The 13,397-nt window shown below is 70.2% G+C and carries 16 protein-coding genes; 13 read left to right on the top strand and 3 right to left on the bottom strand.

The annotated features are described in order from the left end of the window. On the top strand, positions 1 to 332 hold a 332-nt coding region (locus tag G537_RS43225; protein WP_155888831.1), incomplete at its 5' end, for a transposase. Positions 333 to 471: 139 nt separating this feature from the next. Continuing rightward, the gene (locus G537_RS40645) at positions 472 to 936 is read left to right on the top strand and encodes an aminotransferase class IV (protein WP_211230550.1); all 465 of its coding nucleotides are present in this window, start codon (positions 472 to 474) and stop codon (positions 934 to 936) included. Positions 937 to 1,003: 67 nt separating this feature from the next. On the opposite strand, the gene G537_RS40640 is transcribed toward G537_RS40645, so the two are convergent. Beyond that, on the bottom strand, positions 1,004 to 1,993 hold the full coding sequence (locus G537_RS40640) for a GlxA family transcriptional regulator (protein ID WP_051249293.1): 990 nt from the start codon (positions 1,991 to 1,993) through the stop codon (positions 1,004 to 1,006). Between the two features lie 83 nt (positions 1,994 to 2,076). On the opposite strand from G537_RS40640, the gene G537_RS0129380 reads away from it, so the two are divergent. The 11 genes from G537_RS0129380 (at position 2,077) to G537_RS0129330 (ending at position 12,363) form a co-directional block, all read left to right on the top strand. Beyond that, the gene (locus G537_RS0129380) at positions 2,077 to 2,760 is read left to right on the top strand and encodes a DJ-1/PfpI family protein (RefSeq protein WP_026873099.1); all 684 of its coding nucleotides are present in this window, start codon (positions 2,077 to 2,079) and stop codon (positions 2,758 to 2,760) included. Positions 2,761 to 2,820: 60 nt separating this feature from the next. Beyond that, on the top strand, positions 2,821 to 3,579 hold the full coding sequence (locus tag G537_RS0129375; protein ID WP_026873098.1) for a 16S rRNA (uracil(1498)-N(3))-methyltransferase: 759 nt from the start codon (positions 2,821 to 2,823) through the stop codon (positions 3,577 to 3,579). 26 nt (positions 3,580 to 3,605) lie between these two features. Continuing rightward, on the top strand, positions 3,606 to 4,970 hold the full coding sequence (locus G537_RS0129370; protein ID WP_026873097.1) for a glutamate--cysteine ligase: 1,365 nt from the start codon (positions 3,606 to 3,608) through the stop codon (positions 4,968 to 4,970). 117 nt (positions 4,971 to 5,087) lie between these two features. Further along, complete coding sequence (locus tag G537_RS0129365) at positions 5,088 to 6,500, top strand: circularly permuted type 2 ATP-grasp protein (RefSeq protein WP_026873096.1); 1,413 nt, start codon at positions 5,088 to 5,090, stop codon at positions 6,498 to 6,500. 31 nt (positions 6,501 to 6,531) lie between these two features. Continuing rightward, positions 6,532 to 7,470, top strand: coding sequence for an alpha-E domain-containing protein (locus G537_RS0129360; RefSeq protein WP_026873095.1), 939 nt, complete (start codon positions 6,532 to 6,534; stop codon positions 7,468 to 7,470). Between the two features lie 8 nt (positions 7,471 to 7,478). Beyond that, positions 7,479 to 8,303: a transglutaminase family protein gene (locus G537_RS0129355; RefSeq protein WP_026873094.1), complete on the top strand. Its 825-nt coding sequence runs from the start codon at positions 7,479 to 7,481 to the stop codon at positions 8,301 to 8,303. A 38-nt stretch (positions 8,304 to 8,341) separates the two neighbouring features. Next, positions 8,342 to 9,073 carry a proteasome-type protease gene (locus G537_RS0129350; protein ID WP_026873093.1) on the top strand — a complete coding sequence of 244 codons (732 nt, stop codon included), beginning with the start codon at positions 8,342 to 8,344 and terminating at the stop codon, positions 9,071 to 9,073. A 160-nt stretch (positions 9,074 to 9,233) separates the two neighbouring features. After that, positions 9,234 to 9,509: a hypothetical protein gene (locus G537_RS0129345; RefSeq protein WP_026873092.1), complete on the top strand. Its 276-nt coding sequence runs from the start codon at positions 9,234 to 9,236 to the stop codon at positions 9,507 to 9,509. A 174-nt stretch (positions 9,510 to 9,683) separates the two neighbouring features. Further along, positions 9,684 to 11,291, top strand: coding sequence for a carboxyl transferase domain-containing protein (locus tag G537_RS0129340; protein WP_026873091.1), 1,608 nt, complete (start codon positions 9,684 to 9,686; stop codon positions 11,289 to 11,291). Between the two features lie 5 nt (positions 11,292 to 11,296). After that, positions 11,297 to 11,590, top strand: a complete 294-nt coding sequence (locus G537_RS0129335; RefSeq protein ID WP_026873090.1) for a hypothetical protein — start codon at positions 11,297 to 11,299, stop codon at positions 11,588 to 11,590. After that, the gene (locus G537_RS0129330) at positions 11,587 to 12,363 is read left to right on the top strand and encodes an enoyl-CoA hydratase-related protein (protein WP_026873089.1); all 777 of its coding nucleotides are present in this window, start codon (positions 11,587 to 11,589) and stop codon (positions 12,361 to 12,363) included. Before G537_RS0129335 ends, G537_RS0129330 begins: the two co-directional genes overlap by 4 nt. On the opposite strand, the gene G537_RS0129325 is transcribed toward G537_RS0129330, so the two are convergent. Together G537_RS0129325 and G537_RS0129315 are read right to left on the bottom strand one after the other, a co-directional pair. Continuing rightward, positions 12,364 to 12,738 carry a heme-copper oxidase family protein gene (locus tag G537_RS0129325; protein WP_026873088.1) on the bottom strand — a complete coding sequence of 125 codons (375 nt, stop codon included), beginning with the start codon at positions 12,736 to 12,738 and terminating at the stop codon, positions 12,364 to 12,366. It lies immediately after the preceding gene. Between the two features lie 356 nt (positions 12,739 to 13,094). After that, positions 13,095 to 13,397, bottom strand: a 303-nt coding sequence (locus G537_RS0129315; protein WP_026873087.1) for a transposase, incomplete at its 5' end; no start/stop codon positions are given.

The following is a 13,397-nucleotide window of genomic DNA, read 5'->3' as shown; positions in this document are numbered from 1 at the left end:
CCCGCGGCCTGCTCGCTGAGCTGCCCGAACTCGGCCAGTGCGATCGCAAAGCCCTCGCCGCCATCACCGGCACCGCCCCCTATCCCCGAGAGAGCGGCGCTTGGCTCGGCAAACGCCACATCCGCGGCGGCCGCCGCGAACCCCGCAACCTGCTCTACCTCGCCGCTCTCTCCGCCACCCGCTCCTCCTCTGACCTCGCCGCCTGCTACAGCCGTCTCCGGGCCAGAGGCAAAGCCCCCAAGCTCGCTCTCCTGGCCATCGCCAGAAAGCTCCTCACCCGCCTCAACGCCATGCTCAGAGATCACAAGCCCTGGATCGCTCTCCAAAACTGACCCCTCCAAACACGGTTGCTCACCAGACGGCCCCGTGCGAGGTGTCGCTGACCGCGGTCGTGTCCTCTCCGGCGGGCGAATTCTCAGCGGATGACGGCGGCAAGGACCTCGACATGCTGGTCCGCACGGGACCGGCTGCATCCGCCCCGGAGGGCCCGCTGGCGCTGGCGGTGGTCGAGCACGAGCGGTTCCTGCCGGCGGTGAGCATGTCGGCGAGGCGGCCAAGACCTACTTCCTCCATCAGGCCGTTGGCCAGGGCTTCGATGACGCCGCCTTCCTGGATCGCCGCGGCCGGCTCAGCGAAGGAACGATCTGGAATCTGGCCTTCTGGGACGGCGCCGCGGTGGTCTGGCCGGCGGCCGAGATGCTGGGCGGCGTCACCATGGGGATCGTCAAGCGGCAGCTGGATCGCCTCGGCATTCCCCAGCGCGTCCAGGAGATCACGCCGGCCGACCTGCCGAAGCTGGCCGGGGCCGCGGTCATGAACTCGTGGACGCCGGGCGTGGCAGTCGGCCGGATCGGCTCCGTGTCCTTGCCCGAGGCGCCGTCCTTCCTGGAGCTGCTTCATCGCGCCTACGGGGTCGAACTGTCCGCTTCTCCCTGAGGGATGGGCGCCCGGCCGGCCACCGGACACCGCCATCGACCCTCCGGCATCGTTACCCGATATGTGCCTAAGGACGCGTCGGCGGTGCGGGCAGCGGCTGGCTTCGCGCATGCCCTCGCCGACCGGCACCCCGCCGCATCGCCTGGGGCGGCTGGCCGAAGCAGCGGATGAAGGCGCGGCGCATCCGCTCCGGGTCGGTGAAGCCGACGTCGCGTGCGATCGCCTCGATCGGCTCGGCGCCGTCCTCGACCCGCGGCCGGGCGGCCTCGGCGCGCAGCCGCTCGACCGCCTTGGCCGGCGTCTGCCCGGTCTCGGCCAGGAAGGCGCGTCCGAACTGGCGCGGGCTCAGGCACGCCGCCTCGGCCAGGCGATCGACCGGCAGCGGCTCCCGCAGATGCTCGCGCGCGAAGCTGAGGGCCGCCTGGATCCGGTCGGTGGCCGGGGCGAGGTCGAGCAGAGCGGAGAACTGCGACTGCCCGCCCGGGCGGCGGTGATAGACGACCAGGGTCCGGGCCACGGCGCGGGCGGCGTCGACGCCCAAATCCTCCTCGATCAGGGCCAGGGCCAGGTCGATGCCGGCGGTGACGCCGGCCGACGACCAGACCGGACCGTCCTTGATGAAGATCCGGTCCATCTCGACCTGCACCCGCGGGTGCAGGCGCTGCAGCGTGGCGGCCTGCAGCCAATGGGTGGTGGCGCGCCGCCCGTCCAGAAGGCCGGCCGCGGCTAGCAGGAACGCGCCGGTGCAGACGCTGGTCACCCGCCGCGCCGCGGCGGCCTCGCGGATGAAGGCGAGCAGCCGCGGCGAACCCAGCGCTTCCGGAACCCCGCGGCCGCCGGCGACCACCAGCGTGTCCAGCGGCTCTTCGCCGAAGGGTTGCGTCAGCACCGGCAGCCCGGCCGAGCTCGTGACCGCACCGCCCCGCTCCGAGATCACCTGCAGCCGGTAGGGCGGCGGCACGCGGTCCCGCGAGGCGGTGTCGAAGGCGGCGAGCGGCCCCGACAGGTCGAGGATGTTGAAGCCGGGGAAGACCAGGAAGCCGATGGCGCGGGTCATGGCGGTAAATGAGGGAACTATGTCGTTTCAGACATGACCCTGCGCGGCGATACTGGCGCTGTCAACCCGTCCCGGAGGCCGCCATGGACACCGTCATCGTCTTCCCGATCTATCCCGGCGTGACCCATCTCGACTTCACCGGCCCGCACCAGGTGCTGGCGCGGCTGCCCGGCGCCAGGACCATTGTCGCCTCGATCGGCGGGGAGGCGGTCAGCGTCGACGGGCTGACCTTCTCCAACCTCGCGCGGCTGGAGGAGGTGGAGCGCTGCGACGTGCTGTGCGTGCCCGGCGGGTTCGGCTGCGTCGACGCGATGCGCAGCGCCGCCTATCTCGGCGAGATCCGCCGGCTCGCCGCCTCGGCCCGCTACGTCACCTCGGTCTGCACCGGGTCGCTGATCCTCGCCGCCGCCGGGCTGCTCGAGGGGCGGCGCGCGGCCTGCCACTGGGCCTGGCGCGACCAGCTGGCCCTGTTCGGCGCCATTCCCGATCCCGGCCGCGTGGTCCGCGACGGCAATGTCTTCACCGGCGGCGGCGTGACGGCCGGCATCGATTTCGCCCTGACCCTCGCGGCCGAGCTGGCGGACGAGACGGTGGCGAAGGCGATCCAGCTCGGCCTCGAATACGCGCCGGCGCCACCCTACGATGCCGGCCGCCCCGAGACCGCGGCGCCGGAGATCGTCGAGCTGGTCACGGCCCGCAACCGCGCCCGGATGCCGGACCGCGCCGCGATCGTCAAACAGATCGCCGCGGAGCGGCGCCGGGCCTGAGGACGGCCTTTCCTCCCAAGGATCCGTTGCCGGCTGCCTGGGCAGGGGCTAGCTTCGCGCATGACTTCCGACGCCCTGCCGCGCACCCGCCTCTACGTCGACGCCGATCTGGCGGCCGGGCGGAGCGTGGCGCTGTCCGAGGCCCAGGCACACCATCTGCGCGGCGTGCTGCGGCTGGCGCCCGGGGCGGGGCTGCGCCTGTTCAACCCGCGCGACGGCGAATGGCTGGCCAGGCTCGACGGTCTTTCCAAGGCCGGCGGTACAGCCTTGGCCGAGCGACAGCTCCGCCCGCCTGCCCCCGAGCCTGACCTTTGGCTCTGCTTCGCCCCGGTGAAGAAGGACGCGGTCGACGCGGTGGTGGAGAAGGGGACCGAGCTCGGCGCCGCCGTGCTGCAGCCGGTCTTCACCCGCTACACCGATGTGCAGCGGGTCAATCTCGACCGGCTGCGCGCCCACGCCGTCGCAGCGGCCGAGCAGTCCGAGCGTCTGGACGTGCCGCAGGTGCGCGACCCGGTCGGGCTCGAAGCCCTGCTCGCCGCCTGGCCCGGCGGCCGTACCCTGCTGGTCTGCGCCGAGGCCGGGGAGGCCCGCCCCATCGCCGATGCGGCCGCGGAGACGTCCGGCCCGGCCGCGCTTCTGGTCGGCCCAGAGGGCGGCTTCGCGCCGGCGGAGCTGGAAGCCCTGATTCGTCACGAATTTGTTCGACCCGTCGGCCTCGGCCCTCGTATCCTGCGCGCCGACACGGCGGCCATTGCCGCGCTCGCGATCTGGCAATCCCTGGCCGGCGACGGGTGTGGCCGGCCGCCGCATCGCGTTTGACCCCGTCCCGCTAGCCGAGTGTCCCCATGTCCGGTCCGCAGACCGCCAGCGCCGCCCCGATCGAGAGCAAGGCACAGCTCGTCGACTATCTCGCCGCCGGATCGAAGCCGGTCGAGGATTGGCGCATCGGCACCGAGCACGAGAAGTTCGCCTTCCGCCTGTCGGATCTGAAGCCGCTGCCCTATGACGGGCCGGACGGCATCCGCGCCGTGCTCGAGGGCCTGGCCGGCTGCGGCTGGGAGCGGGTGGAGGAGAACGGCAAGCTGATCGCGCTCGCCCGCGGCAAGGCCTCGGTGACGCTGGAGCCGGGCGGCCAGGTCGAGCTGTCGGGCGCGCCACTGCGCAGCATCCACGAGACCTGCGCCGAGGTGGCCGACCATCTCGCCCAGGTGCGCAAGGTGGGCGAGCAGCTCGGCATCGGCATGATCGGCCTCGGCTTCCAGCCGAAATGGCGGCGCGAGGACATCCCCTGGATGCCCAAGGGCCGCTACAAGATCATGCGCGATTACATGCCGAAGCGCGGCTCGCTCGGCCTCGACATGATGACCCGCACCTGTACCGTGCAGGTCAATCTCGACTTCGCCTCCGAAGCCGACATGGCGAAGAAGTTCCGGACCAGCCTGGCGCTGCAGCCGGTGGCGACGGCGCTGTTCGCCAACTCGCCCTTCACCGAGGGCCGGCCGAACGGGTTCCAGAGCTTCCGCAGCCACATCTGGACCGACACCGACCCCGACCGCACCGGCGACCTGCCCTTCGTGTTCGAGGACGGCTTCGGCTTCGAGCGCTATGTCGACTATCTGCTCGACGTGCCGATGTACTTCGTCTACCGCGACGGCCGCTACATCGACGCGGCGGGGCACAGCTTCCGCGCCTTCCTGAAGGGGGAGCTGCCGGTCCATCCCGGCCATCTGCCGACCCTGAACGACTGGGCCGACCACCTGACCACCGCCTTCCCCGAGGTGCGGCTGAAGAAGTACCTGGAGATGCGCGGCGCCGACGGCGGGCCGTGGTCGCGCCTCTGCGCCCTGCCGGCGCTCTGGGTCGGGCTGCTCTATGACGGCACCGCGCTCGATGCCGCCTGGGACCTGGTCAAGGACTGGACGACGGAAGAGCGGGCGGCGCTGCGCCGCGACGTGCCGCGCCTGGGCCTCGCCACCCCGTTCCGCGGCGGCACGGTGCGCGACGTGGCGCTGCAGGTGCTGGCGATCGCCCGGCACGGCCTCGCCGCCCGGGCCAGGACCGACGCCATCGGCGGCACCGAGGAGGGATTCCTGAACGATCTGCAGCGCATCGCGGACAGCGGCGAGACCCAGGCCTCGGAGATGCTGCGCCGGTACGAGGGCGAATGGGGCGGCTCGGTCGACCCGGCCTTCACCGCCTACGCCTACTGATCCGGCAGGGTTTGCCGGAATTTTAGGCATCCTTCTCGCGGTTTCGAGGAATTATGCTTGCGGCCCATGGCACATCCCTTGCTTGATGGTTTCGTCGAGCAGGGACGTGCCGGAGGGATGGTGCAGGCATTCGACGAGATGGGCGGCGGGCCGGTCCGGTCCCCCTATGCGGCCCTGGCGGAATGGCTGGCGGAGACGCCGGCGCCGGTCTTTGATTTCAAGCGCCGGGAGGCGGCGGCGCTGTTCCGCCGCATCGGCATCACCTTCGCCGTCTATGGCGAGGGTGGCGACCCGGAGCGGCTGATCCCCTTCGACATCATGCCCCGCGTGCTCGACGCCGCCGAATGGCGGCATCTCGAGCAGGGGCTGACGCAGCGGGTGCGGGCGCTGAACGCCTTCCTGCACGACGTCTATCACGGCCAGGAGATCCTGCGCGCCGGCCAGGTGCCGGAGCGGCTGGTGCTGCACAACCCCGGCTATCTGCCGGAGATGCAGGGGCTGGACCCGCCCGGCGGCGTCTACACCCATGTCGCCGGCATCGACATCGTCCGGGTCGGGCCGAACGAGTTCTACGTGCTGGAGGACAATGTCCGCACGCCGTCCGGCGTCTCCTACATGCTGGAAGGCCGCGAGATGATGATGCGGCTGTTCCCCGGCCTGTTCGCCCGGCACAGCGTCGCCCCGGTCGAGCACTACCCGCAGGAGCTGCTGGCGACCCTGACCTCGATGGCGCCGCGCAACTGCGACGGCGAGCCGACCGTCGCCCTGCTGACCCCCGGCATCTACAACAGCGCCTATTTCGAGCACAGCTTCCTGGCCGACCGGATGGGGATCGAGCTGGTCGAGGGGCCGGACCTGTTCGTGCGCGACGCCGTGGTCTACATGCGCACCACCCGCGGGCCGAAGCGGGTCGACGTGATCTACCGCCGGATTGACGACGACTTCCTCGACCCGCTGGTGTTCAACCCGGACTCGGTGCTCGGCGTGCCCGGCCTGTACCACGCCTACCGCGCCGGCAACGTGACCCTCGCCAACGCCATGGGCACCGGCATCGCCGACAACAAGGCGATGTACATCCACGTCCCGGCGATGATCCGCTTCTATCTGGGCGAGGAGCCGATCCTGAAGAACGTCCCGACCTGGGACTGCTCCAAGCCCAAGGAATGCGCCCATGTCCTCGACCGGCTCGACGAGCTGGTGGTGAAGGAGGTGGCGGGGTCCGGCGGCTACGGCATGCTGGTCGGCCCGACCGCCAGTCGGGCCGAGCGCGAGGCTTATGCCGAGCGGGTCCGCGCCCAGCCCGACCTGTTCATCGCCCAGCCGACCCTGGCGCTGTCGACCTGCCCGACCTTCGTCGACCAGGGCGTGGCGCCGCGCCATGTCGACCTGCGCCCCTTCGTGCTGACCGGCAGCGACCGCATCCGGATCGTGCCGGGCGGGCTGACCCGGGTGGCACTGCGCGAAGGATCGCTGGTGGTCAATTCCAGCCAGGGCGGAGGCACCAAGGACACCTGGGTGCTGACGGCATGACGGTGCGGGACGTCAAGGCAGGGTCATCGGGATGCTGAGCCGCACCGCCGACAGCCTCTACTGGCTCGGCCGCTACGTGGAGCGGGCCGAGAACCTCGCCCGCATCCTCGAGGTCGCCGACCGCATGGCGCTGACGCCGGACGGCGGCGGCGGGCGCCAGGACGAATGGCACTCCGCCGTTGTCATCTCCGGCTGCGAGGAAAGCTTCTACAAGACATACGAGGCGGCGACCGCGGCCGCGGTGGTCGACTACATCGTCCGAAACCCCGAGAATTCCTCCAGCATCCGTTCCTGCCTGCAGCGGGCGCGCACCAACGGGCGGGCGGTGCGCGCGGCGCTGACCCGGCCGATGTGGGAGACGCTGAATGCCACCTGGCTCGACCTCGACGGCAAGGAAGGGCTGATCGCCGGCGGCGGCCTGCGAGACTTCCTGGAATGGGTCAAGGAACGGGCAATGCTGTTCCACGGCGCCGTCGCCGACACCATGCTGCGCGACGATGCCCACATCTTCCTGCAGCTCGGCACCATGCTGGAGCGCGCCGACAACACCGCCCGGCTGCTCGACGTGAAGTACCACGTGCTGCTGCCGGCGCATGAGGAGGTCGGCGGCGGCCTCGACTTCTACCAGTGGGCGGCGGTGCTGCGCGGCGCCTCGGCGCTCGGCAGCTACTCCTATCTCTACCGCGACGGCATCAAGCCCTGGCAGGTCGCCGAGCTGCTGATCCTGCGGCCGGAGATGCCGCGCTCGCTCGCCGGCTGCCTGGGCGAGATGGTCGAGTTGCTCGGCCAGCTCGCCGACCTCTATGGCCGCAAGCACGAATGCCAGCGTCTTGCCGGGGAGATGCATTCGCGCTTGCGCTACGGCCGGATCGACACGATCTTGCAAACCGGATTGCACGAATACCTGACCGCGTTCATCCAGCAGAACAACATCCTGGGCCTGGAGGTCAGCAAGGCCTATCTGATCTGATCCGGCCCATGCGCCTCCTGATCCGCCACGAGACCCGCTACCGCTACGACAGCCCGGTCGCCCGCACCCTGCAGACGCTGCGCCTGACGCCGCGGTCGCATGACGGGCAGGAGGTGCTGCGCTGGCGGGTGGTGCCGCCGGCCGGGGCCAATCTGGCCCCGGGCGAGGACGCCTACGGCAACATCGTCGACATGCTGTCGCTGGAGCGGCCGCACGATTCGCTGACGCTGGTGGTGGAGGGCGAGGTCGTGACCCGGGACACCAACGGCATCGTCACCGGTGCCGAGGAGCGGTTTCCGCCCGCCTTCTATCTGCGTCCGTCGCCGCTGGCCCACGTGGACGCCGCCCTGGTCGAGCTGGCGGAGGCGGCGGCCGCAGCCGGGCGCGAGCCGCTGGCCCTGGCCCACGCGCTGATGCTGGCGGTGCGCGGCCGCATCGCCTTCCGGCCCGGCCAGACCCACGCCGCCACCACCGCGGCGGAGGCGCTGGCGGCCGGCGTCGGCGTGTGCCAGGACCACACCCATGTCTTCCTCGCCTGCGCCCGCCATCTCGGCCTGCCGGCCCGCTATGTCGGGGGTTATCTGCTGATGGCCGACGGCAGCGTCGAGCAGGCGGCCGGCCATGCCTGGGCCGAGGCCTTCATCGACGGGCTCGGCTGGGTCGGCTTCGATGCCGCCAACGGGGTGTGCCCGACCGAGCACTATGTCCGCGTCGCCGTCGGGCTCGACTACCGCGACACCGCGCCGGTCCGCGGCCTGCGCCAGGGCGGCGGCGCCGAGGCGCTGGAGGTCCTGGTCCGCGTCGGGCAATCCCAGACCCAGGCGCAGGCCTGACCGCTTTTCCTATCCATGACGGCCACGGATCGTCCCGCATGACCTACTGCCTCGGCCTCCTGCTCGAAGAAGGGCTGGTGATGATCGCCGACACCCGCACCAATGCCGGGGTCGACGCCATCTCCACCTTCCGCAAGATGCATGTCTGGGAACGGCCGGACGACCGGGTGCTGGTTCTGCTCACCGCCGGCAATCTCGCCGTCACCCAATCGGTGGTCGCGCTGCTGTCGGAAGCGGTCGACGCCGGCGACGGGCGCGAAAGCCTGACCACCGCGCCGTCGATGTTCCGCTGCGCCGAGCTGGTGGGCGAGGCGGTGCGCGCGGTCTGGAATCGCGACGGCGAGGCGATGCAGCAGCATGCCGGCGGCTTCAACGCCTCCTTCCTGCTCGGTGGCCAGATCGCTGGGCGCCGCTGCCGGCTGTTCGAGATCTACCAGGCCGGAAACTTCATCGAGGCGACGGCCGACACGCCCTATCTCCAGATCGGCGAGCACAAATACGGCAAGCCGATTCTCGACCGCGCCGCCCGCTTCGACACGAAGCTGATCGACGGGCTCAAGCTCGGCCTGGTGTCGATGGATTCGACCCTGCGTAGCAACCTGTCGGTCGGGCTGCCGATCGATGTCGCGCTGTACCGCCGGGATGCCCTGAAGCTGGCCCTGCGCAAGCGGATCGGCGAGGACGATCCTTATTTCTCCGGGCTGCGGCAGCGCTGGTCGGACGCGCTGCGGCAGGCCTATCAGGCCATCCCGGATCCGGACTGGGCCTAGCACCGGGCTATACGGGAGCTGACCAAGCGACTCGAAGCGGGTAGTATTTAGCAGGTTTCAAGGTTGAAATTGCCGGGAGCCTGAACCACCCTTGCAGTGTTGTATCGGCGTAACGCCGTGTCCACGGACCGACCGATAATGATAATGAGGAGACAGTGCCATGCGCATCGCGCTTCGTAGAACCGCCCTGCTTTCCGGTTTCGCTGCGCTCCTGGCGCTTGGTGCCTGCGCCGAGCCGCGGCCGGCGGTGGTGGAAGGCGGAACCCCGCCGGCACCGGCCCAACTGCCCGCCAATGTCCCGCCGGGCTCGACGCTCGAGAGCTCGAGCACCGTGGTGGAGGACGGCCGGGTCGTGAATCGCTACGTCTACCGCGCCCCGAACCAGCTGCTGACCAACGGCCCGCAGTGCACCAAGGGCGACCCGCAGTGCCCGTGACCGGCACGACGATCTGAAAGACGGAATGGGAAACCGGCGAAAAAGGGGGCCTCGGCCCCCTTTCTTGTTGAGCTGTGCGGCCCAGAGCCGTTTCGGCAACAATCTTTCTGCCCTTGCCCGGGCTCGTTCGTCCCGGCATGGTGCGCGGCACCGTTGGCTTGAGCTGGAGCGCCCATGCCCGTGCTGAGCAGCGCGGTCGACCCCCGGTCCGCCGCCTTCCGCGACAACGAAGCGGCCATGCGCGCGGCCGTCGACGACCTGCAGGCGACCGTCGCCCGGATCAAGCTGGGCGGCGGCCAGGCGGCGCGCGACCGCCACGTCGCCCGCGGCAAGCTGCTGCCGCGCGACCGCATCCGCGCGCTGCTGGACCCCGGCGCGCCGTTCCTCGAGCTGTCGCAGCTCGCCGGCCACGGCGTCTACCGCGAGGACGTCCCCGCCGCCGGCATCGTCACCGGCATCGGCCCGGTCTCCGGCCAGGAATGCGTCATCGTCGCCAATGACGCGACGGTGAAGGGCGGCACCTATTATCCGCTGACGGTGAAGAAGCATCTGCGGGCGCAGGAGATCGCGCGCGAGAACAACCTGCCCTGCCTCTACCTGGTCGATTCCGGCGGCGCCTTCCTGCCGCTGCAGGACCAGGTCTTCCCCGACCGCGACCATTTCGGCCGGATCTTCTACAACCAGGCGACGATGTCGGCCGCCGGCATTCCGCAGGTCGCGGTGGTGATGGGCTCCTGCACCGCCGGCGGCGCCTATGTCCCGGCGATGTCGGACGAATCCATCATCGTCAAGGGGCAGGGCACCATCTTCCTCGGCGGCCCGCCGCTGGTGAAGGCGGCGACCGGCGAGGTGGTCTCGGCCGAGGATCTCGGCGGCGCCGACGTGCACAGCCGCATCTCCGGCGTCACCGACCATTATGCCCGGGACGACCACCACGCCCTGGCGATCGCCCGTCGCATCGTCGCCGACCTCAACCGGATGAAGCGGCCGGACCTGGCGCTGCGCGACCCGGTCGAGCCGCTGTACCCGGCCGCCGACCTCTACGGCATCGTCGGCACCGACCTGAAGAAGCCCTTCGACGTGCGCGAGGTGATCGCGCGCCTCGTCGACGGCTCGGAATTCGACGAGTTCAAGGCGCTCTACGGCACCACCCTCGTCTGCGGCTTCGCCCATCTCTGGGGCATTCCGGTCGGCATCGTCGCCAACAACGGCATCCTGTTCTCGGAAAGCGCGCTGAAGGGCGCGCATTTCGTCGAGCTGTGCTGCCAGCGCGGCATCCCGCTGCTGTTCCTGCAGAACATCACCGGCTTCATGGTCGGCTCGAAATACGAGCGCGGCGGCATCGCCAAGGACGGCGCCAAGCTGGTCACTGCCGTGGCCTGCGCCCAGGTGCCGAAGCTGACTCTGATCATCGGCGGCAGCTTCGGCGCCGGCAACTACGGCATGTGCGGCCGCGCCTACGGGCCGCGCTTCCTGTTCATGTGGCCGAACGCCCGGATCTCGGTGATGGGCGGCGAGCAGGCGGCGAACGTCCTGGCGCAGGTCCGGCGCGACGGCATCGAGGCCAAGGGCGAGACCTGGCCGGAGGCGGAGGAGGAGGCGTTCAAGGCGCCGATCCGCGACCAGTACGAGCGGCAGGGGCATCCCTATTACGCCTCGGCCCGGCTGTGGGATGACGGCGTGATCGACCCGGCCGACAGCCGCCGGGTGCTGGCGCTGGCGCTGTCGGCGGCGCTGAACGCGCCGATCGGGCCGACCCGCTTCGGCGTCTTCCGGATGTGAGGGGCATGATCCAGACCAACTTCTTCGAATGGCTCGGCGAGACGCTGGGCAGCGTCATCGGCTTCATCATTCGCGCGATCCGGGCGGTGGTCGACGGCCTCGGCGGCGCCGTCGACGACTTCCTCGACGGCATGGCCCGCGCGATCGGGATGAACAGCTCGATCTTCTCCTTCGCGCTGCTGATCCTCGGTCTCTTCCTGCTCTACACTTCCGTCCGCTCCTTCATCGCCAAAGCGATCGTGGCGGGGATCGTCTGGGCGGTGCTGGGGCTGATGGTGCTGAGCTGGGTGGTGCGATGAGCGCGGTCCGGATCGAGATCGAGAACGGGGTCGGCACGGTCGTCATGGACCGGCCGGACCGGCACAACGCCTTCGACGAGCACGTCATCGCCGACCTGACCGCGGCTTTCGCCAGGTTCGGGGCCGATGATTCGGTGCGTGCGGTGGTGCTGCGCGGCGCCGGCAAGAGCTTCTCGGCCGGGGCCGATCTCGACTGGATGCGGCGCATGGCGGCCTATGACGAGGCCGCCAACCTGGCCGACGCCCGGGCGCTCGCGGCGCTGATGCGCACCATCGACATGCTGCCGAAGCCGACGGTCGCCCTGGTCCATGGCGCGGCCTATGGCGGCGGGGTCGGCCTCGTCGCCTGCTGCGACATCGCCATCGCCACCGAGGCGGCCAGCTTCTCGCTGTCCGAGGTCAAGCTCGGCCTGATCCCGGCGGTGATCAGCCCCTATGTCGTGCGCGCCATCGGCGCCCGCGCCGCCCGCCGCTATTTCCTGACTGCCGAGCGCTTCGACGCGGTCGAAGCCCGGCGGCTCGGCCTGGTGCACGAGCTGGTGGCGGGCGACGGGCTGGAGGAGGCGGCGCGGCAGGTCATGGCGGCGCTGCGCGGCAACGGCCCGGCGGCGGTCCGGGCGGCGAAGGACCTGATCGCCGCGGTCGCCGGCCGGCCGCCGGCCGAGGTCGAGGAGGACTGCGCCCGCCGCATCGCCGCGATCCGCGCCGGCGAGGAGGGCCGGGAAGGCGTTGCCGCCTTCCTCGAGAAGCGCAAGCCGTCCTGGCTGGGCTGATCAGCCCGCCGAGGTGGACCGGGCCCGCAGGACGTTCACCAGGAACAGCAGCATCGAAGCGAGGGTCAGCAGCGAGCCGATGATGACCACGGCCTCCTGCTGTCGGGTCACGGCCAGGTAGATGCCGCCCGGCAGCAGGATGGCGCCGGTCGCCGCGATCCAGAAATGCAGCACGCCCAGCCCGCCTGCCTTGGCGAGCCCCAGCCGGTAGCCGGCGCCGAACAGGGCGAGCGAGACCCAGCCGACCAGATTGATGTGGGTGTGCACCGGCACGAGCTGGAAGTCGTGGGCGATGCCCATCTGGATTCCCATCAGCATGCCGACCAGCCCCAGCAGCACGGCCAGGGTGAAGAACGCTCTGTCGATGCTCCGCATCTCATCCCTCGTGGATCGACGACGGCGGCCGGATCACTCGATCCAGCCCCGTTCTGCAGCGCGGAGGATGCACCGGATCGCCTTGGCCGACCTGTTACGGACGGCACAGGAAACCCGGTGCATCCCCGTCCCCTTGCGCATCCTCAATGTTGTCGAATCGCCGCGCCGCCGCACTCCCCTAGGATTAGGGGATCGCCGTCTGCCCAGGGATCACTCCGCCAGGCGATCCATCTGCTCCTGCAGCCGAAACGCATAGTCGTCGGCCAGTGCGTTCAGGGCTGCCGCACCGTCGCCGTGGAAGGATGATCCATGCATGACGCCGAGCGTGCGTGGCGACAGTCTAGAGCATTTTCCGATCAGTCGCGGTCATATCCGGCAGCAGTAAAGTAGTTCTGGCAATCGTCAGGTGTGAAGGCGTCGACGGCCAGTGCGATCGCCTGCCAGAGGTCGTCGACGGTCCTGGGGGCGAGCTTCTTGAGGAAGGCCTTGAGTTTGGAGAAGGCCATCTCGATCGGGTTGAAGTCTGGGCTATAGGCCGGCAGGAAGCGCAGCTTGGCGCCGGTGCCTTCGATGGCGCTGCGCACGGCAGCAGGTTTGTGGGCGGGCAGGTTGTCCATGACGACGATGTCGCCCGGGTTCAGCGTCGGGACCAGGACCTG

Source organism: Inquilinus limosus DSM 16000, assembly GCF_000423185.1.
Taxonomy (GTDB): domain Bacteria; phylum Pseudomonadota; class Alphaproteobacteria; order DSM-16000; family Inquilinaceae; genus Inquilinus; species Inquilinus limosus.
Note: the sequence above shows the minus strand (reverse complement) of the source record. Positions and strands in the feature narration are given on the sequence as shown.

Bases quoted from the DNA above. Each gene is read 5' to 3' on its own strand.
- G537_RS40640 (WP_051249293.1), bottom strand. From the start codon at position 1,993: ATGACCCGCGCCATCGGCTTCCTGGTCTTCCCCGGCTTCAACATCCTC.
- G537_RS0129380 (WP_026873099.1), top strand. From the start codon at position 2,077: ATGGACACCGTCATCGTCTTCCCGATCTATCCCGGCGTGACCCATCTC.
- G537_RS0129375 (WP_026873098.1), top strand. From the start codon at position 2,821: ATGACTTCCGACGCCCTGCCGCGCACCCGCCTCTACGTCGACGCCGAT.
- G537_RS0129370 (WP_026873097.1), top strand. From the start codon at position 3,606: ATGTCCGGTCCGCAGACCGCCAGCGCCGCCCCGATCGAGAGCAAGGCA.
- G537_RS0129365 (WP_026873096.1), top strand. From the start codon at position 5,088: ATGGTGCAGGCATTCGACGAGATGGGCGGCGGGCCGGTCCGGTCCCCC.
- G537_RS0129360 (WP_026873095.1), top strand. From the start codon at position 6,532: ATGCTGAGCCGCACCGCCGACAGCCTCTACTGGCTCGGCCGCTACGTG.
- G537_RS0129355 (WP_026873094.1), top strand. From the start codon at position 7,479: ATGCGCCTCCTGATCCGCCACGAGACCCGCTACCGCTACGACAGCCCG.
- G537_RS0129350 (WP_026873093.1), top strand. From the start codon at position 8,342: ATGACCTACTGCCTCGGCCTCCTGCTCGAAGAAGGGCTGGTGATGATC.
- G537_RS0129345 (WP_026873092.1), top strand. From the start codon at position 9,234: ATGCGCATCGCGCTTCGTAGAACCGCCCTGCTTTCCGGTTTCGCTGCG.
- G537_RS0129340 (WP_026873091.1), top strand. From the start codon at position 9,684: ATGCCCGTGCTGAGCAGCGCGGTCGACCCCCGGTCCGCCGCCTTCCGC.
- G537_RS0129335 (WP_026873090.1), top strand. From the start codon at position 11,297: ATGATCCAGACCAACTTCTTCGAATGGCTCGGCGAGACGCTGGGCAGC.
- G537_RS0129330 (WP_026873089.1), top strand. From the start codon at position 11,587: ATGAGCGCGGTCCGGATCGAGATCGAGAACGGGGTCGGCACGGTCGTC.
- G537_RS0129325 (WP_026873088.1), bottom strand. From the start codon at position 12,738: ATGCGGAGCATCGACAGAGCGTTCTTCACCCTGGCCGTGCTGCTGGGG.